This window comes from Phaeodactylibacter sp. (assembly GCF_022763345.1).
Taxonomy (GTDB): domain Bacteria; phylum Bacteroidota; class Bacteroidia; order Chitinophagales; family Saprospiraceae; genus Phaeodactylibacter.
The window spans coordinates 92,075-116,470 of sequence record NZ_JALEGS010000014.1 but is presented as its reverse complement, the minus strand read 5'-3'; the positions used below and the strand labels follow the sequence as shown (position 1 = coordinate 116,470).

14 protein-coding genes are annotated in these 24,396 nt (G+C 51.7%); 4 read left to right on the top strand and 10 right to left on the bottom strand.

Annotation, left to right across the window (positions count from 1 at the left end):
- The first annotated feature begins 6 nt into the window (after positions 1-6).
- Together MRY86_RS03590 and MRY86_RS03585 are read left to right on the top strand one after the other, a co-directional pair.
- The gene (locus tag MRY86_RS03590) at positions 7-1,395 is read left to right on the top strand and encodes a VWA domain-containing protein (RefSeq protein ID WP_293563591.1); all 1,389 of its coding nucleotides are present in this window, start codon (positions 7-9) and stop codon (positions 1,393-1,395) included.
- A gap of 358 nt (positions 1,396-1,753) precedes the next feature.
- A complete protein-coding gene (locus MRY86_RS03585) occupies positions 1,754-4,033 on the top strand; it encodes an aconitate hydratase (protein ID WP_293563592.1) in 2,280 nt (759 codons plus the stop codon).
- Between the two features lie 102 nt (positions 4,034-4,135).
- On the opposite strand, the gene MRY86_RS03580 is transcribed toward MRY86_RS03585, so the two are convergent.
- Together MRY86_RS03580 and MRY86_RS03575 are read right to left on the bottom strand one after the other, a co-directional pair.
- A complete protein-coding gene (locus MRY86_RS03580) occupies positions 4,136-4,837 on the bottom strand; it encodes a hypothetical protein (protein ID WP_293563593.1) in 702 nt (233 codons plus the stop codon).
- 11 nt (positions 4,838-4,848) lie between these two features.
- Positions 4,849-7,656 carry a T9SS type A sorting domain-containing protein gene (locus MRY86_RS03575; RefSeq protein WP_293563594.1) on the bottom strand — a complete coding sequence of 936 codons (2,808 nt, stop codon included), beginning with the start codon at positions 7,654-7,656 and terminating at the stop codon, positions 4,849-4,851.
- A 96-nt stretch (positions 7,657-7,752) separates the two neighbouring features.
- Between MRY86_RS03575 and MRY86_RS03570 the strand changes: the two genes are divergently transcribed.
- A complete protein-coding gene (locus tag MRY86_RS03570) occupies positions 7,753-9,180 on the top strand; it encodes a hypothetical protein (RefSeq protein ID WP_293563595.1) in 1,428 nt (475 codons plus the stop codon).
- Positions 9,181-9,186: 6 nt separating this feature from the next.
- Here the strand turns inward: MRY86_RS03570 and MRY86_RS03565 are convergent, their stop codons facing one another.
- From MRY86_RS03565 to MRY86_RS03530, 8 genes are all read right to left on the bottom strand, one after another.
- A complete protein-coding gene (locus MRY86_RS03565; protein WP_293563596.1) occupies positions 9,187-9,621 on the bottom strand; it encodes an OsmC family protein in 435 nt (144 codons plus the stop codon).
- 44 nt (positions 9,622-9,665) lie between these two features.
- Positions 9,666-12,332, bottom strand: coding sequence for a PQQ-dependent sugar dehydrogenase (locus tag MRY86_RS03560; protein WP_293563597.1), 2,667 nt, complete (start codon positions 12,330-12,332; stop codon positions 9,666-9,668).
- A 36-nt stretch (positions 12,333-12,368) separates the two neighbouring features.
- Entirely contained in the window at positions 12,369-13,022 is a 654-nt protein-coding gene (locus tag MRY86_RS03555; protein WP_293563598.1) for a hypothetical protein, read from the bottom strand.
- A gap of 337 nt (positions 13,023-13,359) precedes the next feature.
- Positions 13,360-14,103 (bottom strand): LytTR family DNA-binding domain-containing protein, encoded by a 744-nt coding sequence (locus MRY86_RS03550; protein WP_293563599.1) that lies wholly within the window; start codon positions 14,101-14,103, stop codon positions 13,360-13,362.
- 7 nt (positions 14,104-14,110) lie between these two features.
- Positions 14,111-17,182, bottom strand: a complete 3,072-nt coding sequence (locus MRY86_RS03545; RefSeq protein WP_293563600.1) for a histidine kinase — start codon at positions 17,180-17,182, stop codon at positions 14,111-14,113.
- A gap of 88 nt (positions 17,183-17,270) precedes the next feature.
- Entirely contained in the window at positions 17,271-17,534 is a 264-nt protein-coding gene (locus MRY86_RS03540; protein WP_293563601.1) for a GlsB/YeaQ/YmgE family stress response membrane protein, read from the bottom strand.
- 511 nt (positions 17,535-18,045) lie between these two features.
- Positions 18,046-18,921, bottom strand: a complete 876-nt coding sequence (locus MRY86_RS03535) for an endonuclease/exonuclease/phosphatase family protein (protein WP_293563602.1) — start codon at positions 18,919-18,921, stop codon at positions 18,046-18,048.
- A 189-nt stretch (positions 18,922-19,110) separates the two neighbouring features.
- Entirely contained in the window at positions 19,111-20,115 is a 1,005-nt protein-coding gene (locus MRY86_RS03530; protein ID WP_293563603.1) for a choice-of-anchor J domain-containing protein, read from the bottom strand.
- Positions 20,116-20,632: 517 nt separating this feature from the next.
- On the opposite strand from MRY86_RS03530, the gene MRY86_RS03525 reads away from it, so the two are divergent.
- Complete coding sequence (locus MRY86_RS03525) at positions 20,633-24,370, top strand: choice-of-anchor D domain-containing protein (protein ID WP_293563604.1); 3,738 nt, start codon at positions 20,633-20,635, stop codon at positions 24,368-24,370.
- Positions 24,371-24,396: the final 26 nt, after the last annotated feature.

Sequence of the window (24,396 nt, the reverse complement as noted above, 5' to 3'; positions counted from 1 at the left end):
TAGTGCATGATCATTAAGTACAGTAGTCTGGTTATTTTTCCATTGATGCTGCTTTTGCTGGCACCCGAGAGCAACCGGCAAAAAGCCGCCTTTCGTGCGCACTACAAGGGCATGCTGCTGTACTCAGAAGCCCACTACGAGCGGGCTGTCAGCCACTTTGAGAAAGCCCACAGCATCATTCCGGACAATTACAATTTCAACCTTTCCCTCGCCCTGGCGCTCAGCCGGGTTGGCCGGGCGGACGAAGGGCTGGGACTGCTGCAAAAGAGTGATATCCTGCTCCGGTCTGGCGACCCTGACCTCGCGCAAAAGGAATCCACACGCTATTTCCTCAAGGGCATGGTCTTGCTCTACGCTGACCGGGCGGGGCAAGCTTTACAACCACTGGAAAAGAGCATTGGCTTACAGGAAAAACTGGGAGACCCCAAGCGGTTATCCATTTATTACAACGCGTTGGGCTACGCTACCATGCTCAATCAGGGGGGCAGCGACCACGGCAGCGATACCCTGGGCTGGCACTACCACGTACACCGGCGCGATTTGATCCGGTCTTTGGGCTATTTTGATCAGGCAGTCAAGTACGATACGAAAAACGCTGCCGCCCTTTACAACTACTTCCTGGTGCGCGACACCCTCGGCATGGAGGGGATGAAAGACTACTATGCGCAACAGGATTCTGCGGGCCCAAAGCCGGTAGGGGAGCTCCCCGGCAATACGAACCGGACCTTAGAGTTTACGGACTACGAGGAGCTACTTTTTCTGCTTGATTTATCCGGGTCCATGGTGATGGAGAAAGTGCCTTGTATGGGTACCACCCGGTTTGAGGTGATGAAACAGACGGCCTTGTTTATTCTGGATAGTCTTCCGGAGACCACCCAACTCGGGTTGGGCAGCATAGATGGGGACTGCTGGACGGAGCCTAAAGCCTGGGATGCGGTGGGGGCGCTGAGCCGTTACGATATGCGCTACCGGCTGCGATTCCTGGTACCCAATGGCACCACGCCCCTGCTCGAGCGCCTGCAGGCCAGCCCCGAGCTGTTTTCAGACGATGCGCAAACCCGGAAGTCGATCTTCCTCATTAGTGATGGAGCCAACGTTTGCCGGGCCGATGGGGAAGACATTTGCGACTGGGCCAGCCGTTTATCCAGCCGGAAAATCACCATCAATATCCTCACTTTTCTGGATGCTACGGAGCGCAACACCAACGCATTCGCGGAATACGCCTGCCTTGCCGACAATACCGGTGGCGACATCCTCTACATGGACAACTATCGCTGCGGGTACGAGTATTTTGGCGCTTCTATGGTAGAAGGCTGCCTGCCCCGCATCCCCAACCTGCGCAAGGTCACCTGCTGGGGGCGTGCCTACCAAAACCTCTGGGCGGTGGAACGGTAGGCAGAAAAGTGGAAACCAGCAAAACAATATTTCGGTCCATCCTATCTATATTACATATGCATTGCCAGAAAGAGGTAAAAATTGTACATTTGCCTACCTTTCAAAATCCTTGAAAAAATAAGGGTTTTGCCCCGGTCAGCCTGCTTGTTTTTAACACGTGGCGTTATTTAGGGCAGCTGTTGAAAACACCAAATAAAAAACCGCGTAGGGCATGAACGAATGCCTGACGAATTGAGCCGCAAATTTTGACCGTTTAAGACCCGTCAACAAAAGCGGTTCAGGCGTGAAAAGACTATCAGATAATCCGGTCTAGTCGCACTAGTCCCACATTACAATAAACAAATTAAATTCATCTGCTATGCCATTCGATCTCGATATGATCAAGGCAGTGTATGAAGCACTGCCTGCGCGAGTAGAGGAAGCCAGGAAAACCCTTGGCCGCCCGCTCACCCTTACGGAAAAAATCCTCTATACCCACCTGCACCCTGAGTCGCCGTTGCAAAATTATTCCCGTGCCAAAGACTACGTTTTCTTTGCGCCTGACCGGGTTGCTATGCAGGATGCGACCGCACAAATGGCACTGTTGCAGTTTATGATGGCTGGCCGCGATAACGTCGCTGTCCCTTCCACCGTGCACTGTGACCACCTGATTCAGGCCGAAGAGGGCGCTGCACAGGACCTCGCCAAAGCTAACGACGTGAACAAGGAAGTATACGACTTCCTGTCTTCTGTGTCCAACAAGTATGGTATTGGTTTCTGGAAGCCGGGCGCGGGTATCATCCACCAAATTGTGCTGGAGAACTACGCTTTCCCCGGTGGTATGATGATCGGTACCGACTCTCACACTCCTAATGCGGGTGGTTTGGGTATGGTTGCGATTGGCGTGGGCGGTGCGGATGCCGTAGACGTGATGGCTGGCATGCCCTGGGAACTCAAGATGCCTAAAGTCATCGGCGTGAAGCTGACAGGCAAAATGAGTGGCTGGACTTCTGCCAAGGACGTCATCCTTAAAGTAGCGGGTATCCTGACTGTGAAAGGCGGTACCGGTGCCATCGTTGAATACTTCGGTGATGGCGCAGAGTCGCTGTCTTGTACCGGAAAAGGCACGATCTGTAATATGGGTGCCGAAATTGGCGCGACCACCTCGACCTTTGGTTACGATGAGGCTATGGGCCGCTACCTGCGTGCTACAGAGCGTGCCGAAGTTGCCGACCTGGCAGATGGCGTGAAAGCGCACCTCACCGGTGATGCCGAGTGCTACGCTAATCCGGAAAAATATTTCGATCAGGTGATTGAAATCAACCTGTCTGAGCTGGAGCCACATATCAATGGCCCTTATACTCCGGATTTGGCATGGCCAATTTCCAAGTTCGCTCAGGCCGTAAAGGAAAATAACTACCCGCAGAAGCTGGAGGTAGGGCTGATCGGTTCCTGCACCAACTCCTCTTATGAAGACCTCGACCGGGCAGCCTCTCTGGCACGTCAGGCGGTGGATAAGAAGCTCAAGGTGAAGTCGGAGTTCACAGTGACGCCCGGCTCGGAGCAAATCCGCTTTACCGTAGACCGCGATGGCCAACTGAAAGATTTCGAGAAGATGGGCGGCGTTGTGCTGGCTAATGCTTGCGGGCCGTGTATCGGTCAGTGGGCTCGCCACACCGATGACCCCAACCGGGCAAACTCCATCATCACCTCTTTCAACCGGAACTTCTCCAAGCGTAACGATGGTAACCCGCAGACCCGTTCGTTTGTGGCCTCTCCGGAGATCGTGACGGCGCTGGCGATTGCCGGTGACCTGACCTTCAACCCGCTCACGGATACGCTGAAGAATGAAAACGGCGAGGACGTAAAGCTGGATCCACCTTCTGGTGTGGAACTGCCGGCAAAGGGCTTTGCCGTTGAGGATGCTGGCTTTATCCCACCTGCTGCTGATGGCAGTGGCATTGAGGTAAAGGTGGATCCCAATTCAGACCGCCTGGAGCTGCTAACCCCATTCAAGCCGATCACTCAGGAGCAGCTGAAAGGCATGCGCCTGCTGATCAAAGCGAAGGGCAAGTGTACGACGGACCACATTTCCATGGCGGGCCCATGGTTGAAGTATCGTGGCCACCTGGATAACATCTCCAACAACTGCTTCATCGGCGCCATCAACTTCTTCAATGGCGAAATGAACAAGGTTGCGAACTACGTAGACAGTGTAGACGAAGCAGAGTACCTGGGTGTGCCAGACTCCGCACGTAAGTACAAAGCCGCAGGCATCAGCACCGTGGTATTCGGTGAGGAAAACTACGGTGAAGGTTCTTCCCGTGAGCACGCTGCTATGGAGCCGCGCCACCTGGGCGTCCGTGCGGTGATTGTGAAGTCTTTCGCACGTATCCACGAGACCAACCTGAAGAAGCAGGGTATGCTGGCTCTTACTTTCGTCAATCCGGATGATTACGAAAAAGTACGGCAGGACGACAAAATCGACATCCTCGGCTTCAATGAGATGGCTCCGGATAAGAACCTGACCGTGAAGCTGCACCACAAGGACGGCTCAACGGAGGAGTTTGAGGTAGCCCACACCTACAATCAGGCGCAGATCGATTGGGTAAGCGCTGGTTCTGCACTGAACAAAATCCGCGAGGAACTGGCGAGCTAGGCCTGTTGCTCTGTTGAGATAATTTGAAAAAAGTAAGCCATCCCGGGCAAAATGCCTTGGGATGGCTTCTTTAATGATTGGGGTATATAGGTCAGGTGTTCTTTAGAAGGTATGCGCAGCGATTAGTACCAAGCTCCGGTGAAACGCTTCACTGGCGAAAAAGGTGAAGTCGAGCTGTGCGCCAAGCTGCAATCTTTCCGTTGCCGGGATGAGTACCCGGGCACTGAGTGGAATGCCCACTATCCATTTGTCAACGGTCTCAATACGGCTCTCCAGTACTTCCAGGTCATAGGTGGAGGTGATATTGTATCGCGCAAGGGTCTCATAGCGGTGCCTGCGGAAGGCCCCGCTCACACCGGTACCGATTTGCCACTGACTTTTAGCTCCGATGCCGTTGAGGTGGTAATAGCCTATGAGGTTGAACTGTGCGAGGCGTAGCGCACGCGGGCTCCTCGGGCTATGTGTGACTTCATCCTCTGCACCTGCATTGAAAGTCATGGAACGGTCAGTACCGTACTCGCCTTTCCAGCCGGCATAGTTGGCCTGTAAGCTGCCAGTCCACCTTGGATGGATAGCGTAATTCAGGCCAAGCCCAAATTGCAGGCTTCGGATGGGGTAGGTCACGTTGCCCGTGCTCCGGCCAGAGTTGCCATTTTCAAAGGTCATAAGCTCCGTTCGGAAGTCGTTGAAGATTTCAAACTGCTGGTAGCCCAGTGAGGTTTGTACGCTCCATGGGGAGTCCTGCGCAGTTGTGATCGTTGCAAATAGGATCATTAGAAAACTAGCGATGGTTAGCCTTTTCATAGCTTCAGCGTTTAGTGGTTAATAATGGTGCCGGCGGCGGTTAGCTTTTGGTCTACCCAGACCTGTAGCGCGTACTGCCCATTGGGCATTGCTCCCGGCCGGAGGGTTACGACCGGCGCAAACGGCTGCTCCAGTTGCCGGACGAGTTTGCCTTCCGTGTTGTAAATCAGGATTTGTACTGTATTTCCTGACAAGCCATCAAAGGAAATGTTCAGGAAATCGGTAAAGGGGTTGGGGTAGGCATTCAGGGACAAGCCGGGTACGTAGATCTCTTCCATGTTGACCAGGATAAAGTTTTCATCAATAGTGGTTAATGCCGTGTTGGTGAAAATGGGCTCGTTGAAGTCGAAGTAAATAGCGGCATCATTTTCGATGGTGGTGCCCAGTGGAAGCTCTTCCCGGTGTTCCGCCCGGTAGCGTACGTAGCCCTGTGAGGCTTCCAGATTGGTGGTACTATCGGGCAGCAGAATGTTATCAAACCGGAAGCTGAGCAGGTTGTCCTCCTGTACCGTCAGTTTATAGTCGTGGCTGCTTCCCAGGGGCTGTAATGTACTAAGGTTGAGCTCCGGTGGGAAGGGGTTCAGTATTTCTACGGTGAAGGCAGTATCGGTACCGGTATTCTGGAACCGGATGAGGTATTCCAGCGTTGTGCCCGGCTCTACCTGCCCTTCAGCCCCATACCCTTTCGGGAAGACTTGTATGTCATTGGGGTCGAAGCTGCCAATGTTCTCCCGGCAGTCGATATCAAGCCAGGGGTCGCTGTCGCTCTGAGGAAAAATGTTGACAAAGCCGGTGCTGAAGCTGCCATCGGCGTTGGTGCCACAGCCTTCGAGCACAACACTGAGGAAATCTGCGCCCGGTGCGCCCGGTTCCTGAGGTGTATTGAAGTAATAGGTGCTACCATTGGCGGGGAAGTTGAACAGGGTTTCCTGCCCCTGCGCCAGATCATAGGTTTCCTGCTGTAGCAGCACGGCGTCTTCAATGACGATATATTCGAGTGGTGCGGCCATATCCCCATCGCCGGTATTCTGAATCCGGAAAAAGGCGGTGGTGTCCAGACAGAGGGCTTCCAGCTCCAGAAAAGCGCCAGAGTAACCGGGCACAGGTGGCAGGCAGAGTTCATCCGGGAAAATATGGGCTTCGGTGCAGTGGCTTTGCCCGAGCTCGGCTTCACAACTCACTAAAACGGTCATATTGAAACGGCCGCACTGCCCAATATCCAGGTTTTCCACATCAAACTTATACCGGCCCGGGCTAAGCTCTTCAAATGGGATGGACGCTCCCTCCAGCTCTAAAAAGGGGTCAAGGGTGATTTCTACATGTACGTTCCCGGCAGATGCTGTGCCTATGTTGCAGTAATCCACCGTGTAGGTGTTGGAAAAGCAACGGCGCAGGAAAGGCGTGCTCAGATTGACCTGTAGCAGCGGGCAGTAGACAACCGGTGTGGCTGGCACGTCAATGGAAAGGGTATCGAAAAAGCCGGTGAACAGGGGCACATCCGTAGAGCATTCTGAGTTGAAGTAGGGCGAGTTGAAGTAGGGCGTCAGGGTAAAGGCACCGGTGTCCGCCTGCATGGTGAACTGCCCCGCCGTGTCTGTAATGGCGATACTCTCAAAGCCCGGTTTGGTCACGGTGAGCCCGGTATTGGGCAATAGAGGCTCATTGGGATCTTTCTGGCAGTTGTTGTTAAGGTCCAGGAAGACCTGCCCGCTAACTTGATTGGTGAAAAGATTGCCGAAGGCATCGGTTTTCATAAGAAGCATACTACCTGAGGAAAAGCCTTGTGACACGGTGTTCCCACCAATTAAAAAACCTGCATCGGCTGTGGGCAAAATCGCATCACCACCCTCAAATTCCAGGCGGGTGTAGGTGTGCTCCCAATTGTGGTTGCCATTCTCATCAATATTTAGCAGGAAGATGTCATTCCTGTAGATACCATTGGAAACCTGTACGCCGGTTATGGTAAAGTTGCCTTCCTGATCTTCAACGATTGAAGATGGGGAGTAAATGGAGGAAAGGGCATCACTCCAAAGCAGATCTCCATAGGTGCTAAGCCTTGAAATTTGTGGTACTCCGGAACCCACGATAATAATGCCTTCTGTGCCATTCATCACCACAATGCCATCCGGTGTATCACTGGCATTGCCATCATTGGGCAGCTCGGTGCGCCAGAGGGTATTTCCCTCCGGGTCGATTTTCAAAACGATGCGGGTGGAGAATTGTTCGCCCGGTGGGGTACTTTGGAGCCCGAGGTAGATATTGCCTGCTTCATCTTCTGCTAAGGCATGTACTTCCTCTTCGTTGGGGTGGGGGAAGGTACGCGTCCAGATTTCCTGCCCGGCTGGGGTCAGCCTGGTGATCATGGCGTGCCCGGTATTATTATGCCCGCCCAGCAGTAAATCTCCATTACCTGCGGAAGCGACTGCCTGGTTTGCCGTGAATTGAAAGTCAAAATTGTCTGTTTCCGGAATAGCAGCCGTGCTAATCACCTCGCCCTCGGTGTCAATGATATTGACGTATTCATCGGTGACAAAAGAGAAGGTGCCATCGGTGTTCTCCGCAATAAAAATACCGTACCCGCCAGGGTAGCTTTTAAGCCAAACAGAATCGCCTTCAGCTGTGGTTTTTAGAATGGCTGCATTGAAAGAGGTGGTCAGGGAGGCAGAGGTAGCCGCCAGGTAGCCTCCATCTGGGTGTTGGGCAAGGCTGTATACCCGGTAGGAGTTGCTTGGGAAGTTATAAGTCTGCCGCCAGCCCTGCCCCGCGAGTTGGAGGGTAAAGAAGCTGAAGAGTAGAAGGTAGATATACTGGGTCTTCATGAGTTTGGTATTGATTGCCTCACAAAAGTGCAGGGTTTAACGCCCCGCTGCAATGCAATTATTTCTATATTGTAGAAACGGAAGCTACATTTTAGTATGGAAAAATATCAATTGTACGAACTCCTGGGGGCGCTTACCAGCGGAGAGATCCGTAAATTGAGGTGGTTTTTGAGCTCGGGCTACGCCACTAAGCGGGAAGAACTACACCTGATGTTGGGCTACCTTGTAGAAAGGAAAGCTGCAAAAAGACCCTGGCCAGAGCTGAAATTACTGTACAAACATGCTTTCCCCGGTCAGCCCTACGACAATCAGCAGCTCCGGAATGCCATGAGCGAGCTGCATGCTTTACTGGAAGATTTCCTATTGATGGAAGAAGCCCGGGCTTCAGGTCTGCCCCGCACCCGCCAATTGGCCAAGCTGTACCGGCAGCGCCGCCTCGGGCGCCACTTCCAACGCACCATGCGGCGGCAAAAACAGCAGTTGGAACGGCAGCCGCTGCGCAATGCGGACTATTACCAGGCTTTACTGACGTACCAGGTCAGCGAGTTGGAGCATCAGGCTGACAACAGACGCACAGAGCCTTTACAGCTGCAAGAGATTGCCGATACGCTCGACGTGGATTATCTGGCGCGGAAGCTTCGGCATGCCTGTACCCAACGCTCGCACGAGGCCGTCTTCAAAAAGTCCTACGATTATGGGTTGTTGGAACCGCTAATCAGCCAAATTGAGGCAGGAGGGTATTTGCAGTACCCGGCAGTTGCCCTCTACTACCACTGCTTTAGATTTTTGGGAAGTACGGAGCAGGAGAAGCATTTCCTGGCGTTTCGGGAATTGCAGCAGGCCTGTCAGGGGCAGTTCACGGCTGAAGAGCAAAAGGACCTGTACATGTTGGCGCTGAATTTTTGTATCCGGCAGATCAATACCGGCAATATCTTCTACGCTGAAGAAAGCTGGCGTTTGTACCAGGATGGGCTGACGCAGGAAGTTCTGTTTGATAGTGGGATGCTTTCGAGGTTTACCTTCAACAATATCGTGGCGGTTGGGATACGGCTGGGCTACCTGGATGCGGTGCGGGCATTGATCACGGAATATTCGCCCAGATTACCAGAAGCGTACCGGAAATCAGCCAGCCAGTTCAATCAGGCAAGGCTGCACTTCGCAGAGCAGGACTACGACCGGGCCCGGCAGCTGTTACTGACCACGGAAATTACAGACTTGGTTAATGATTTGATTGCCCGGACCTTATTGTTGAAAATCTATTATGAACAAGGCGAGTATGAACTGCTGGAAGCCCATTTGGAGCGGCTGCGCAGTTTTGTAGCCCGGCGGGAGTTTAGCCAGTACCACCGGGAGAATTATGGTAATATCATCCGGATAGTCCGGCAATTGGTCGCTCTGCCCCCCTACGATGTATCGGGCAGAGCAAGGGTAAGAAAGGAAGTGGAAAATATGCAACCCCTCACGGAACGAAGCTGGCTGCTGTCAAAAATTCCCGGAGGCCCGGACGAAGCGAGCCCCGGGTAATTTGATTTAGCTGATGAGTTCTGCCTCCAGCGAAATGTCTGCATTGAGGACTTGAGAAATAGGGCAATTGGCCTTTGCGCCATTCGCCAGCTCCTGAAATTGCTCAGAGGAAATCTTAGGGACTTTCCCTTTCAGCGTGAGGTGGATTTTGGTGATGGCGAACCCTTCCCCTTGCTTTTCCAGTTGGACAGCGGCCTGTGTATTTAGTTCTTCCGGCTCAAAGCCAGCTTGTTCCAGCTGCACGCCCAGTGCCATATTGAAACATCCGGCGTGGGCTGCGGCGATGAGCTCCTCGGGGTTGGTCCCTTTTTTGCCGTCTTCATTCTCGAAGCGGGTTTTGAAAGAATAAGGCTGCTGGTCAAATACGCCACTTTGCGTAGATAAATGACCACTGCCCTTGGTGCCGGTTCCGTTCCAAACGGAGGTTGCTGTTCTTCTCATGAATACTTTTTGTTCTGCAACGGGTGTGCTGTCAGCTATGTTCGCTAGTCAACCAATAACCTAAGGCTCTGTTGGCCTGTCCGGGATTGCAGTTGCAAAATGTACAAGCCGGGAGGCAATGCTGATACCGGAATATTGTGCCGGCTGACTGGAGGCAAATGCTGAAAGATCCCCCGCCATACTTCCTGCCCATTGATATGGTACAGACGGGCATGAAAGCGTTGGTCGTCCTGGGTTTTAATCCAGAGCGTTGCTGACTCGCTGGCGGGCTGAGGCAGTATTTGAAAGTGCTCAGCGGCCTTAGCTTCAGTACCAGAGGAAGGGAGGTTGGGGTAGAGCTGTGACTTCGGGACGATAGCCTTGGGCGTTCTCAAACTACTCCAGCGAAGCTCACAAACTGCACCACCGCCTTCTTCAAAGTATTCGAGCCGGATGGCATAGCGCTGCCCCGCCTGCAGGAAAATCTCGCCGCTCACCTCGGTAGGTGGCTGTGGTACCCATTGGTCGATGATCAGCTCGTCATTCACCCAAAGTCTGGCTCCATCATCCGAATGGGTATAAAAGGTATAAGTTTCAGAAAAAGGCACTTCGATACTGCCCGTCCATTGAATACTGTAGAAATCAGTACCGAGCAGGGCAGGTGCTGCAGAGCCATCGCCCCAGTCAAACTGAATGGTCGTATCAATTCGCCAAAATGCCGGGTTGCCGCTAAAGTCAGGCACCGGGCTGCTGTAGTAGGCTCCGGTGAGTCCCGTCCCGGTGCCCAGGGGCGCTTCCTCGTAGTAAGCCAGGAACGTTTGGTCGGCTTCAGGCATCGCAAAGGACAGCAACGGGTCTGCACCAGCATTAGCCCATCCGTTGAAAGTGTACAGCACATTATCAATCACCTGACTACCGGGAGCTTGCAGTGACCTTAAGACACCAACAACACCTTCCTCGGTCTGAGGTGTGGTCAGAGCGCGGCCGTCAAGGCGGAGTTGTAGGCCAGGTGGGTCGGTCAGTAATTCCAGATTGCGTTTTTCGGGTAAGACGTCCTGATAGATGGATTGAGACAGCCCCTCCGCATCGGTAGCGGTCAGGTGGATGCGGTACCAGACGTTGGGAGAAGTCTCACCGATAACAGGAATGTTGAAGCTGCCTCCTGCTCCTGTTTGCGGAGACAAGCCCGGGTGGGTATGGTCATCGTGGTGGAAGTCTATGCGCCAGGTAAGTTGGGCGGATGGCAATTCGCCTTCCTCCGGGTCCGATGCTGTGCCCTCAAAAGCCAGCACATCGCCGGCCCGGTAGGTCTGCCCGGTAGCAGGCAGTGTGATTTCAGGTATCGGGCGGTTATTGGCTGTTACCGAAAGCAGTGCTTCGCTCGTCCATACTTCGCCCTCATCATTGCTAATGCGGCATCGGTATGCGCTGCCATCATCCGCTAGGGTGACGGCGGGCAAAGTCAGGATGGAGTCTGTTGCTCCCGGGATATCAATATCGTCGCGTTGCCACTGATAGGAGAGGGTAGGGGCACCGGAAGCTGTGCAGGAAAAATGTGCCGTTTCCCCCACTACCCGCAGTACCGGCTGGGGCTGCACCGCTACGAAGGGAGCTCCGCTGCCAGTATAGGACACTTTCCAAAGCACGCCATTAGCAGTGCTGGTGTTGTCAATTTCTGAACCGCCGCCAAGTCCTCGCCGCTCAATGTAGTACAGGCTGCCATCGGGTGCGGTGTGCAGGGCGATGGGGCGTTCAATGCCGGTAGCGAATGGCGGGGATACATTGCCAGTTGCCGGGTCCATGGTCCAAATGATACCTTCGCAATAGTCGGCAAAGAAGTACCGCCCGGTATACTCAGGTGGGAAGTGTTGCAGTGCTGGTCGGTAAAAAGCAGAGCCTATAACTGCGCAGCCGACTCCGTGATCATAGGCATGGAGCGGAGCGACGTAGTTGTCGGGGAAAGGAGCGGTGCCCGGGCCTTCCTCCTGCGCCCATCCGTAATTGCCGCCGGCAATCACGGCGTTCACTTCTTCAAAGTTATTGCTGCCCACATCGTTGGTGATAATAGTGCCCGTCATAGGGTCTATTGCCATGGTAAATGGATTGCGGAAGCCGTAGGCATAGATAGCCCGCTGCTGTCCGCTGAGCTCATTGTAAAATGGGTTGTCTTCGGGTATACTCCCATCCGGGTTGATGCGCAGGATTTTCCCCAGGGTGGTATTCAGGTCTTGCCCGCTTTGTGGGTTGGCGCCATCGCCTACTGCGATGTAGAGCTTGCCATCGTTGCCAAAAACCATCGCCCCACCATTGTGTATGGTACCATTAAGGGGGGCCAGTTCAAAGAGAATGGTTTCGCTATTAGGCAGGGTGTGATTGCCGTTTGCCGTAAAGCGGCTAATCCGGTTGTAGTTGCCGCCGGGCACGGTGTAAAAGACGTAGAAATAGTTGTTGGCCTCAAAGTCGGGGTCGAGTACGAGCCCGCTTAGCCCGCGTTCGTTGTAGTTGTCTACTTCAATGCTCAAAAAGGGGGCCGGGAGTAGCGTGTCATCCTCTACAATACGGATACGGCCAGATTTTTCGGCAATGAAAACCCGCCCGTCTGGGGCGATGGTAAGTGTGGTGGGATCAAGCCCGATGGCTATTTGTTGTTCGACGAATCCTGCAGGCAGTTGCGCACTGTGCAAATAAATGGGGAAAAGCAGTAGGCTGAGGTAGAAAAGCGGATATTTCATTGTTGATCATGGATGCTTGTCTGCTCAAGAAAAGCATTACTCCTCTAAAACCCAAACCTGGCTATTCTCTTTGATCGCAATCACGCCCTTTCCCGGTTGTAGATAAAAGCCCAGATTGTCCTGTTCAAAGCTCCACACACCATTATAGGTTGTGCCATTGAGCTCAACTGACTCCCGCTTCTGCATCAGGTTGGTAATACTCGTCTCTTCTGGTACGAGCGTGCCATCGAAGCGCTGTTCAATCACCTGCCCGGCCTGAATGGAAGGCGTTCCGGAGGAGTAGGAAGCCTGAAGGGCATCAAAAAAATGTTCCGTTTCCCATTCGTAAAGCCCGGTGAATACGGCAAGGTCGAGCAGGCGCTCATTGTCATCAGAGACAAAAATATAACGTAGGTTTTCTGTTAGGTAGTACTCGCAACTGGAGGGGCTGTTGAAGCGGGCCTCGGTGCAAATGATATTCACACAGAGCTGATCCTTCCCGGCTTCCTCGCCCCGGGGCGCAGCAAAAGCCATGACTTGTCCACTGGCATTCACAAAGCGCAACGTTTCAGTGCCATCATAGGGCAGGAAATTTCGCCCGGCTTCACTCAGGCCGAGCTGCCCGATTTCTTCATCGGGCGGGCAATTACAGGCCACAGCTGTCAGTAGAGTGAATACGCTGAACAGGAAAAAAAGCGGAGAAGCATTCATGATTGAGCATTTACCTATCATAACGCCTCAAACTGGATTTGTGTGTACAGAATAAGAAAAAAGAGCCATCGTTTGCAGATGGCTCTCCCGGCTATGCTAAGAGAGCGTATTAGCCTGCATAGTACAGACAATATCAAACTGAGTGAAAAAATTTCTCTAACCGATTAGTCCTGGGACTAAAAGAAAAAGAGAAATGCGGTAAGGTTTTTAGGTGGTTGCTTGCAGAAGGTGAGTACCTGCTTGCAAGGCTAATATTTCAAAGGTAGCAGTAAAAAACCGGGTTTGCAGCCCACATCTGACTAGCGGGCGCTTTAACGGAATAAGAGGGCTATAATGCCTACAAGCGGGTGAGCTGTTGCAGGAATTCACCTCTTCTGCGCTTAGAAACAGGGACCTGAGACTGGTCCTCCATCGTGACTTGGCCTTCGCGGTTGTAGCGGAGAATACGGTTGAGGTTGATAAGATGGGACCGGTGGGTTTGGAAAAAGCCATAAGGCTCCAATAGGCGGACGAATTCTCCAATATTATAGGAGCTGACCATAGCCCGGCTGGGAGTGAGAAATAGCTTGGTTAGCTTTTTTTGCCCCTCGCACCGGATGATATCCGAGGTTGGGATGAATTCGAGCCCCTCTTCAGTGGGTATGCCAATCCGGTTGGAAGTACTGCCAGGTTTTTGGAGGTTTCGGATGAGCTCCTGGTTTCTTTGGTTGTCTCGCTTCTGGCGGATGCGTTGGGCTGCGTTGTGAACGGTTTTGACTAAAACACTGGTTTGGATGGGCTTTAGAATGTACCCAATAGCGCACAGGTTAATCGCATCGATAGCGAAATTGTCAAAGCCCGTGACAAAGATAATCTCGAAATCCAGGTTGTCGAGTTGACTGAGCATATCAAAGCCGCTTTCACCGGGCATGGCCACGTCCAAAAAGACCAGCTCTGGTTTCAGATTTTGGATGAGCATCCGGCCTTCTTGGGGATTGTCAGCCATGCCCAGCAGCTGTATCTCTGGGCAGAACTCCTCGAGTTTACTCTTTAGCGTAAGCCTCGCGTGGGCTTCATCTTCAATGATTATGGCTTCAATCATAGGGTACTTACTCAATTTCAGGTACAGTGATCCTAACCAGAGTTCCTGCTGCAGAACCATCCTGGTTTTCGAGATCGGTTACTTTTATTCTCACATCATAACCTTCTATGACCCGAAGAGCGTGCAGGCGCTCGCTGGTAATTTGCATAGCGCGGGAGCGGTAAGCTTTACCTGCTTTTTGCTGGATGCCTTTTGCTGCTGCACGCCCAACCCCATTATCTTTCAACGTACAAATTAACATCTGGTTCTCATTTTTTGTAATGTTAAGGCTCAACTTACCATTTGCCATTTTGTGGAACAAGCCGTGGTTGATTGCATTTTCTACAAAAGGCTGTAGTAGCATAGTGGGGATCAAGGTCGTATGTGGATTGATATCCGGCGCTACCGTGACTTCTGCCTCAAACCGGTTGGGGAACCGCATTTGCTCGAGTTCAATGTAAAGCCGGATCAGGTGCAACTCCTGATGGAGGTTGAGGTAGCGGGTTTTGGAAGACTCCAAAAACTGACGCATGAGCATCGCAAATTTGGACAGGTAGTTGTCGGCCCGCTGCTTTTCATTGGCCGCAATGAAATATTGTATGGCACTTAAGGAGTTGAAAACGAAATGCGGATTCATTTGCGCCTGTAGCGCTTGTAATTCCAACTCCGCAAACTGACGGTTAATGGCGTTTTCCTGTTCGGCTTGCTGGCGGTGGCGATGCAACCGCCATCGGTAAAATACCCATAATACAAAAGTCACGGCGATCATGGTAATGATCACCGGCATGAACTGTTGCCAAAAATTAGAGTGGATTGTAATGTTAACCGTGTTAATCTCACTGCGCTGTTGATTGTTGTCTTCTGCCAGCACCGTGAAGGTATATTTGCCGGATGAAAGGTTAGTATAGCGAACCTGCCGGTCAGAGGTTTGCATGACTTGGTCGTCTACGCCTTTCAGCTGATAAAAATAGCGGATGTCCCCCAGGCTTTTAAAAGACAACCCTACAAAGGAAAACGAAAGCTGATAAGGCACGCCCTGCATCGTATAGCTGGTATCCGGAGGGAGCGGTACTTCATCGACCTCTAAACCTGAGAAGTAGAGCTGTGGATGCCGGTAATTGAAGTAGGCTTCCTGTTTTGAAATCTTCGCAAGCCCCATGGAACTGCCTATATAGATTGCACCGCTATCTGAGGTGATGGCCTGGGTTTCCACGGAGGGAAGCCCCTCTCGGATGCCATAGGTTTCTACGACCTGTGAACTGATGACATCCGGATTAATCTTAATGAGTTTAGCCCCTTGATTGGTAGCGACCAGGAGGGTCTTATCTTCCAGATGAAGGTCATTGATGCTTAGGCCCTCTGTGCCTTTGACGGTGAAGGCGGTGTCTCTGTACAGCGCAATGATCCCAGCCCCATCAGAACTTATCCATAGGGTTTCATGGCTGGGGTCATAGATGAGTTCCTGTATGTAAAGCCCCTTTACGATTTCGGGAGTCATGACGGACTGATATCCTTTCTCCGCTGTATAGGTAGCCAGGCCGTCAATGTGGCCAAGCCAGATTTGTCCGTTTGGTGAAAAGGCACATGCATAAGTGCGTTTACTGGTTAGGAGTTCCAGCCGTTGGGGCTTGTCTTTCTCCTCGAAATGAAGGATGTAAGGGTGGGTGCCACGGGCAACACAAAGCCTTTGGGAAGGGGCATGCCAGGCGAGGTCTTTGATGCTCAGCCCCAGAGCGCGCTTTCTTGCAGGAGTGTCGAAAAAATGAGGGATACCGTGGTCTTCGAGGGGGAGTTTTTCGTAATTAATGGGCTGTGCGTTGGTTTGCTTACCATTGAGTTCAACATATTCCAACGGGAGGACCGGGCGTGCCACCCACAAATGCTGATCGTCCCGAAAGCAAATAGCGTTGACATTCCGGCTGTCATTCAGTTGCCCTTTTAGTTCAGGGAGGGTCAGTTGAAATTCCTCCTCTGGATTTAATCTCAGTAAGGCCCCTTTCCGAGTGCCGGCTACGATGGTGCCGTCACCAGATTTCCGGATGTGTGTAATGCCAATTTTATAATCGCCTTCAATGGTGAATAGTTTGGCGTTCCGTTGACGGGCAGTGAGAAAGAATACGCCACGGTCCTTTGTGCAAATCCAGTAGTTGCCCTCCCGGTCACGGAAAGACCGGTGTATATCACTGTCAGCAGTTAGCTGGAACCTTAGGGTATCTACACCATTCAGTTGGTCATCCAGAATGAAGAGCCCCAAATTTGTCTGAATCTGGAGTTGCCCATTTAGTTGCTGATACCTTAACAGATGAGGGGTTTCGCCAAAAACCTGTTTGAGGCTGAAGTGCTGTAGTTTTCCGGTCTGTAGGGAAAAATAGTGCAGGAGGCTGTCCCGATGAGGCCAGACAAAGAGTTGTTTTTTCCAGCAGGTACGGCTCTGCTGGTGGTCATAGTTCAATCGGCTCCAGGTTGCAGCGTCCTTCTTATCGAGGAGGTAGCTCTCCCGAAAGCCATTATTGGCAACCAAGGTGAATTGAGATAACGATTTATGAAACTGCAAAAAAGTGTCCCGGGAACAGGGCAACAGCAGATAGTCCGGAATACTGTCCAGTATTTCAGGGACTGGCAGCTGCTGTACGCCTCCCCGACCTTCCGGAATGAGCAGTTGTTCGGTACCTCTTTCGTAAATGGCCAGATTATGCTCATTTATGATAAGTTCAAAACGTTGGAAGCGGGGGTCTGTACTTTCATAGTAGGTTTTAACGCTATCGCCCTCTACGGCAACAAGTTTCGTCCCAAAAGTATTCAGCCATATACGCCCCTGACTGTCCTCAGCGAGGTGCCAGACATCATTCACGGGCAACCCGTCTTTCACAGTGTAATTGCGGAATTCCTGTCCGTCGAAACGACTGATGCCGTGTTCGGTGTAGAACCAGATGAAGCCCTCCCGGTCCTGAATGCCCCCGTATACGGCATTGGTGGGAAGCCCATCATTAGCTGTGTATTGTTTGAAGTGGTAGGTTTGCCCACTCGCTCTGACCGCCCAAAACAAGGATAGCCCCAGGCTTATCAGGCTTAAGGCAACCTTAAATTTAATGCTGTTCAAAGCGCTTGGTATCATGAATGATGTGCAATATATGTTCAAGGACTGTAGTAGTCCGCAGACAATTTTTTGGGTCAAACCTACCGTTGTTTCAGACCGGCAGGTTCAACTCCTTTGCTAAGTAACGGTGATAAATAAACAGCACGAGAACAGCACCGCCCGTAGCAATCAGGATCCTGCCAATAAAATGGGTGCTTTGAATACCGAGAAGCCCCCCTAAAAAGTGGCCAACAAAGGAGCCGATGATTCCAATCACGATAGAAGAGATCCAGCCGCCCTTCTCATTCTGCGGCGTAATCATTTTGGCAAGCGCCCCGGCAATGAGCCCAATGATCAAGGTGTAGATTAAACCCATAGTTCTTCGTTTTTTGTTATAATCGTTGCAGAAAAAGCCCTGCGGAATGAAATTACACAATTTACCTGAGCTGTTCTAGAAATTCTGACACTGTTGGCGTTTGAACCGTGCCCTGCGCCCATGCCTTTGGGATTCCTTTTTTGGTGAAAATTGTGGTTGTACGCATTACGAAGTGGGATGCTACTCCAGTGCATACGGCTTCAAAGCGTATATGCCGACCCGCCTGCCTTAATATTCAGTACGGTCTCCGGTGGCCGAAGCCTACAGGCTACGAGACACGGGCAGGCATTGAGCAGGTTTGCCGAGGCCAACCGCTTAATCGTCGGTATAGCAGCCGGGAAGTTATCCTTGAGGGGAAATAAAAATGCAAATAAACATAACACAGCATGAAAAGCATTTCCATTTATTTGGCAGTATTGTTGCTCTTGAGCTCATGTCAAGATGGGAAAAAGACATTTCTTAAGCCATTGAGGCTATTGAAGTGAGGAGCAAAGCAAGAGGGACCAAGTATTTATAACGGCTGATACTCCAGCAGGGCAATAACCGGAAAATGGTCAGACAAATAGTTATTGTTGTAAGAAAGGTTATTGGTTTCATAAAGCTCCACTGAGAACCCTTTGAAGAAGACATAATCAATGCGGCGATCATGGCTGACATTCGGGTTGAAGCCATTGAAGGTGCCGGTTGGCCCCAACCGGACCTTGCTTTGTTCGTAGCTGTCTTGCAAATCGGTTTCTACGATCGTTTTGTAGGCTGCGGTGCTGGGTTCGACATTGAAGTCCCCACTTAAGATGACCCATTGCCCTTCGCTTTTCGCCGCGATGGAATCCATAATCAGGGCTGCACTGTTTTGGCGCGCGTTTTTTCCAACATGGTCGAAGTGGGTATTGTAGAAGTGTATTTCCCGGCCGTTACGCTTGTCTTTCAAAATAGCGTAGGTACATATCCTTTCCATGGCTGCGTCCCAACCTACAGAGGGCTGCTCCGGCGTTTCGGATAACCAAAAGGTGCCACTGTGTACAACGGTAAACATGTCCTCCCGGTAGAAAATAGGAGCGTACTCTCCTTTACTAATGCCATCCTCCCTGCCTACGCCGATGACTTTGTATTGGTCCAATTCATTTTTCAGGTACTGAAACTGATTGTCAAGCACCTCTTGCATGCCGACGATGTGCAGGTTTTCCGACTCAATATAGGCCGCCACTGCTGCCTTGCGTTTGTGCCAGTTATTGGCTCCATCGCCAGCATGGTCCAACCGGATATTAAAAGAAGCCGCTTTAACCTGATCCCGGGTAGTGGATTTACCTGTGACTTCTACCGCCTTTTTTTCAAAAGCGCACTGCAGCAAGCCAAACCCTACCAGTACGGCAAGCAGTAGGCTCCTCATTGATGGGCGGTTGATATATGAGGCAATTGTATGGTACATTTCTTAATAGCTTTTTTGACCTGACAGGAAGGGATAAAAAACAAGCAGAATCGAACTGTGTGCAAATGAAACGATAAAAAAAACAGCTACGCCCTCAAGCGAAAGTCACCGAAGAGCGTAGCCATTTTTAAATCCTTTACAGAGCAATTACTAGTTATCCGTAACGGATACGTTGCCTACTCTGAGTATCGTAGCGTCAAAAGATGCAGGAGCACCTGCCCGGTACACAAATGCAATGGCAATCACTTCGCCATTGTAAGCAGAAAGGTCCAGGTCACCGGTATTGGCGAGGTTATCTACACCAGGATCATTATCAACCATAGCGGTATGACCAGCCTCAAAACGCTGCCAGGTGGCATTTTCCACACTAACTGAATAGTCAGTAGAAATCAGTACGTCGTAAGCCCCTTCCGGATAAGGGAAATCAGCAGTAGGGTCAAAGCGCCGGTCAACATCAAAGCTAAGTACTGGATTAGTTGCTTCGGTCAGGTTCAGGCGGGGCGTTACCAGCCAAACTTCTGAACTCATATTGTCGGCTGAGCCGGGGACGAAAGCATTGACCTGCACAGCATTTGAGCCAAGGAAGTTGGCATCGCCACAGACCCAGGTCGCTGAGCCCTCGCCGTTCTGCTGGATTACGGCCTCGGTCCATCCGTCAGGTATGGGCTGCTGTGGGTCTTCCTCGCATCCTGCAAAATCTTCCATAAGCGGCAAGTCAGCCCCTACATCCACAATCGTAATGATAGACTCTATGGTGAGGCCGGTCGTAAGGCCCTGTCCTGTGCTGGTCAGCATAAGGTTGGCGGTAAGCTGCCCTTCAATACCCGCCTCGATGGGCGTAAAGGTGAAAGAGGCAGTGCTGGCACCGGACTGTACGGGGATCACAACCGTAGTACCTGAGATAGCAGGGTCAGTGCTGAAAGCTACGCCTGCATCTGCGCCAGTGATCTCAATTTCAATCTCTGAGTCAGTGGTAGCTGCCGGAGAAATGGCCAGTTCTACCTCAATTGGGCTCAGGTCACTGGTGGTCAGATTGTAAATATCTTCTGTAAAGTTTACCGTTGATATCGTGTCATCACCATCGTCATCACAGCCCGCAAAAGTAAGGGCAGAAACGGCTAAAATACCAAATAACAAAAAATGCCAATTTTTCATAGTTGTCTTTATTTGAAAGAAATTCTGGTTTTACAAGTATCGTGTTTTTTACATGTCTCTGTGTTGAAGCCATGTTTTCATTAGCCTCCTTTGTGTAACGATTTTCAATGACAATTCGTCCACCAAGTGACGAAACTAAAATGCTAGTGGATTGCCCTGAATATTTGATAGTTGGATGCCAGGCATCAAAACAAGCTCAAGCGCCAGGATTATGGTCTAATTTTAGTTCCAGTCACACCTGAGTCTGAGGAACTACAAAGAAGACTTGAGTATAGGGCATTTTGCGTTGGGCTTTGCAGAAGTATGAGAAGAAAATAGACTGACGCATTCTTTTATTGTTGCTAAGATAACAAAACCATACTTTTCCTCTAATTAACACCAAATGTATTTGTGCAGGAATAAAAGTATATTTATTGTTAGGGTGTGCTGCGGCAGCAAGCGGTGAAGGACTAAGCTTCCGGGTTTGACGTTGGAATGGCACAGGTCCGCAAAGGGCATAACAATAAATCAGATACCTATGATCAAGCTATTGATATTTTTCCAATACCTAAGGAGCAATACATTTATCCGGCAAACAGTCCTTGCCTTTTCGTTGGTGCTTTTCTCCTGCGGGTATTCCGCAGCGCAACCTGTTCCCTCGCCTCAAGCTTTCAATGACCTGTCTGATGGCGCGTCATTGGACAGCTATACAGGCATCGCTGTAACCAACCAAGGCACATTCAGCTTGGTCAATGCCAACCGAAATGCTCGTGAGGTGAACCGCGCTGACGTTCTGCACACGGCACCTGGCATGATGACAGAGCTTGCAGTGAGCCCGGCCAGCCACTTCTTTCCCGATCAGCAGATTTTCCAGAGCTCTGCCCCACAGGCTTTCGACATTCAAAATACGGGTTCGGCTCCTCTGGCACTTCATCCCGACCAGATTTATCTGGAGGCTCAGGGCGCACAGTCGGCTCCCTTTTCTATCATGACTTACAACCTCTGGTTTGATTCTCAAAACTGGCCGGCACGCTTCAATTTCATGCTGGGCGAAATCCGAGAGGCCAATCCGGATGTGATCTGCCTGCAGGAAGTCATCCAACGGCCCAACCTGCCCAATCAGGCGGCCTCAATGGCGGACTCGCTGGGCTATTTCTACGTATTTACCTCGCGTGACCCGGAAGGCGCGCCGACCCGCTTCGGCAATGCCATTCTCTCACGCTACCCCATTGAGGAAAGTAACGCGGTGGACCTGTCGCCGCTTAGTGATTTCCGCACCGCCATCCACGCGCAGATCGAGATCAGGGGCAATGTGATCGATATTTACAATACGCACCTGCACAACTCGGCAGTAGGCCAGCAGATCCGGGTCGAGCAAATCGAGGACCTGAAGAGCTTTATCGACCAAACACAGACAGGTGATCTAACCTTTCTTTGCGGTGACTTCAACGCCGATCCCGACTGGGAAGAGATGGAGCTGGTGTATGAGGACTTCATCGACGTTTATCCACTCTTTCACGAGAACGATCTGGCACCCGAGCATGGTACGCTTAATTTCAACCTGGATCATCAACAGCGGCGTATCGACTACATCTTCTTCAGCAGGGAGAGCGCTGAGCAGCTCCGGCCTTTACAAGCTGATGTTTTGCTGGATCAGCCATCGCCTACCGGTATCTACGGCTCAGACCACTTCGCTGTCGGGGCATCTTTTGATGTGCTTTCTCATGCTGATGAGTTCGTGTTGGAAAACCTGGATGCGGAAGTGGTCCTGCAACCTAATCAAAGCGCCACAGTACAAGTAAGCTTTGTGCCTGAGACGGTGGGGCTCAAGGAAATCTTTCTGGTCGTTGATACCCTGAAAATACCGGTGAGCGGCACGGCTTTCGATGCGCGTGTGCTTTCATTCCCCTGGTTCGAGGGATTTGACGACCTGACTGATGGCAGTTTGCCTCAGGGGTGGGCGCGGACCCATCCGAACTGGAGGGCTGTCGATGCCAATTCGGCTGGTGGCAGTGCGCCGGAAATGAACTTCTGGAGGGAACCCATCACTACGGGCGAGCTGAGGCTGACCACGCCTGGTATTTTTACCAGTGGCCTGGACAGTATGGCTTTCTCCTTCAAACACCGGGTGGTTGACCCTGGCGAGCCTGGCCCCTTTTCTTTGAAGGTACTTGCCATCGCTGAAGGTGAGGAGTCCCTGATCCAAGAATGGACGGACCCCTCTGATATTGCTGCCAATGAGTACGAGACTACATTGTACAAGGCACAGCACGGTATCGGAACAGCGCCCCTGCAATTGGCCTGGGTTTTCGAAGGCAACACCGCAGACATTACACAGTGGGATATCGACGATATAGGTTTGCGGGCACTGCCGGCGCTGAGCGTCAGCCCTGATTCTGCTGATTTTGGTGCGGTGGTACTGGAAGAGGTTTCCGAGCCCATCTCCTTCACCATTCGCAATATCGGGGGCGATACCCTGCGGGTAAGTCCTCAGGATATTGCCATATCCGGTCCGGCAGCGCAGGCGTATGTATTGGAAAACCTGACGGAAGAAGTAGCGCTGGGCGCTGGAGATCAGGTCTCTGTTGCTGTGTCTTTATTACCGATGGGGGAAGGGCTGCAAGAAGCCGTATTACAAGTGCAGCACCTGAGCATTCCCCTCACGGGAACGAGCGTGGACCCTACCATAGCTGAGCTGCCATGGATCGAGCCTTTCGACGGGCTGGCTGGCGGTGGGCTGCCTATCGGCTGGGATGCAGAAGTGGAGAACTGGGGTGCCTTTAACGCAAATAATGCCGGCGGTGAATCCCCGGAGATGACTTTTTGGTGGCAGCCGGAAACCCAGGGTACCTTCCCGCTGTATTCGCCCAAGGTGCTGACGGGGGATGCAGACAGCCTTCTGTTCTCCTTCAGGTATCGCATTCGTGACTTTGGCTCGCCGGGTATCTATACCCTGAAGGTAGTAGCCATTACCGGGAGCGAGCAGCACCTCATCGCAGAATGGGTGGATCCACCTCTCATTGATGCCGCTGAGTTTTCAGCCATCCTCACTCAGGAGGAGCATGGGTTGGGCGCGGATGATCTACGCTTCGCCTGGATTTTTGAGGGGCAGACCGATAATATTACCCAATGGGATATTGATGACATTATGCTGGGCTTCATACCCGAAAATCCGGAGCTGACAGTGAGCATGGATGCCATCGACTTTGGTGAACAGGAGACCGGCGATGCTTCTGCGCCAACTGCACTGACCTTCAGCAACGCAGGGGGCGGCCAGCTGACCTTTCAACCAGAAGATATTTTCATCGACGGAGCGGATGCCGACGATTTTATCTTGGAAAATATCTCTCAGGAGGTTACGCTAACGACGCTTGAAGAGGCCAGTATTTCCATCGCCTTCGCGCCGGAGACAGTCGGTGCAAAACAGGCAACCTTGCACATTCAGGGCGTGGAGATTGACCTGGCCGGGCAAGCAGTGGAGCCTGCCGACTACTTCGTTTATTCCGATTTCAGCATTATTGAGGAAGGGAGGGAATACACCAATGTGGGCGGCTTTCGTGAGGTTGCCAGCTTCTCAGCAGGCAGTATGACAGCGGTGGATCAGTCAGGCGTAGGCGAGTATGGCAACGTAGCGGTAGAGCTGGATTTTGATACCGGCCTAAACACATCGCGCACCGTTTACTACATGTGGGCTTTTCCGCCTGTGGACTTGAGCGGCTTCAACCGCATTGTCATTGTTGCCCGGGCGGAAAGCCCGGCTACAGATGTGAAAATTAATTTGCAGGATACGCAAGGTGTCAATGGTCAGGACGGTGGCAGTGAAACTTTTATCGACATCGAAACAGACTGGACGCTGATTGATATTCCAGTGGAAGACTTTGCGCTGGCAAGCTGGGCGGACAACCTGCCAAATATGGGGGAGATTCAAAAAATCGATATGGAATTCGTACAAGATGTTACCGAACCCGCTGCCAATAAGGTTTGGGTAGACCTGGTCGGTTTGTACTTCGATCCGGCTTTGTCGAGCGCTGAGGCAACTGATGAAGCGCCCTTCAAGCTATTCCCAAATCCCGCCCAAACGTACTGCTGGGTGCAAACAGAGGCTGCTGGCCGAATACAGCTCTGGAGTACTACCGGTCAACTGCTGGAAGAAGTGCCGCTGCAAACAGCGGGCAGGCAGCAGTTTTCTATTGAAGAACTGCCGGTGGGGGTATATTGGGTGCGGTTCCTACAGAAGGATGGTGGTACAGCGGTGCGCATGTTGCTGAAGCAGTAGATATTGGGGGCATTCTCATTTAAAGA

Excerpts from the sequence above, each read along its gene's own strand:
- MRY86_RS03590 (WP_293563591.1), top strand. The coding sequence starts at position 7 with ATGATCATTAAGTACAGTAGTCTGGTTATTTTTCCATTGATGCTGCTT.
- MRY86_RS03585 (WP_293563592.1), top strand. The coding sequence starts at position 1,754 with ATGCCATTCGATCTCGATATGATCAAGGCAGTGTATGAAGCACTGCCT.
- MRY86_RS03580 (WP_293563593.1), bottom strand. The coding sequence starts at position 4,837 with ATGAAAAGGCTAACCATCGCTAGTTTTCTAATGATCCTATTTGCAACG.
- MRY86_RS03575 (WP_293563594.1), bottom strand. The coding sequence starts at position 7,656 with ATGAAGACCCAGTATATCTACCTTCTACTCTTCAGCTTCTTTACCCTC.
- MRY86_RS03570 (WP_293563595.1), top strand. The coding sequence starts at position 7,753 with ATGGAAAAATATCAATTGTACGAACTCCTGGGGGCGCTTACCAGCGGA.
- MRY86_RS03565 (WP_293563596.1), bottom strand. The coding sequence starts at position 9,621 with ATGAGAAGAACAGCAACCTCCGTTTGGAACGGAACCGGCACCAAGGGC.
- MRY86_RS03560 (WP_293563597.1), bottom strand. The coding sequence starts at position 12,332 with ATGAAATATCCGCTTTTCTACCTCAGCCTACTGCTTTTCCCCATTTAT.
- MRY86_RS03555 (WP_293563598.1), bottom strand. The coding sequence starts at position 13,022 with ATGAATGCTTCTCCGCTTTTTTTCCTGTTCAGCGTATTCACTCTACTG.
- MRY86_RS03550 (WP_293563599.1), bottom strand. The coding sequence starts at position 14,103 with ATGATTGAAGCCATAATCATTGAAGATGAAGCCCACGCGAGGCTTACG.
- MRY86_RS03540 (WP_293563601.1), bottom strand. The coding sequence starts at position 17,534 with ATGGGTTTAATCTACACCTTGATCATTGGGCTCATTGCCGGGGCGCTT.
- MRY86_RS03535 (WP_293563602.1), bottom strand. The coding sequence starts at position 18,921 with ATGAGGAGCCTACTGCTTGCCGTACTGGTAGGGTTTGGCTTGCTGCAG.
- MRY86_RS03530 (WP_293563603.1), bottom strand. The coding sequence starts at position 20,115 with ATGAAAAATTGGCATTTTTTGTTATTTGGTATTTTAGCCGTTTCTGCC.
- MRY86_RS03525 (WP_293563604.1), top strand. The coding sequence starts at position 20,633 with ATGATCAAGCTATTGATATTTTTCCAATACCTAAGGAGCAATACATTT.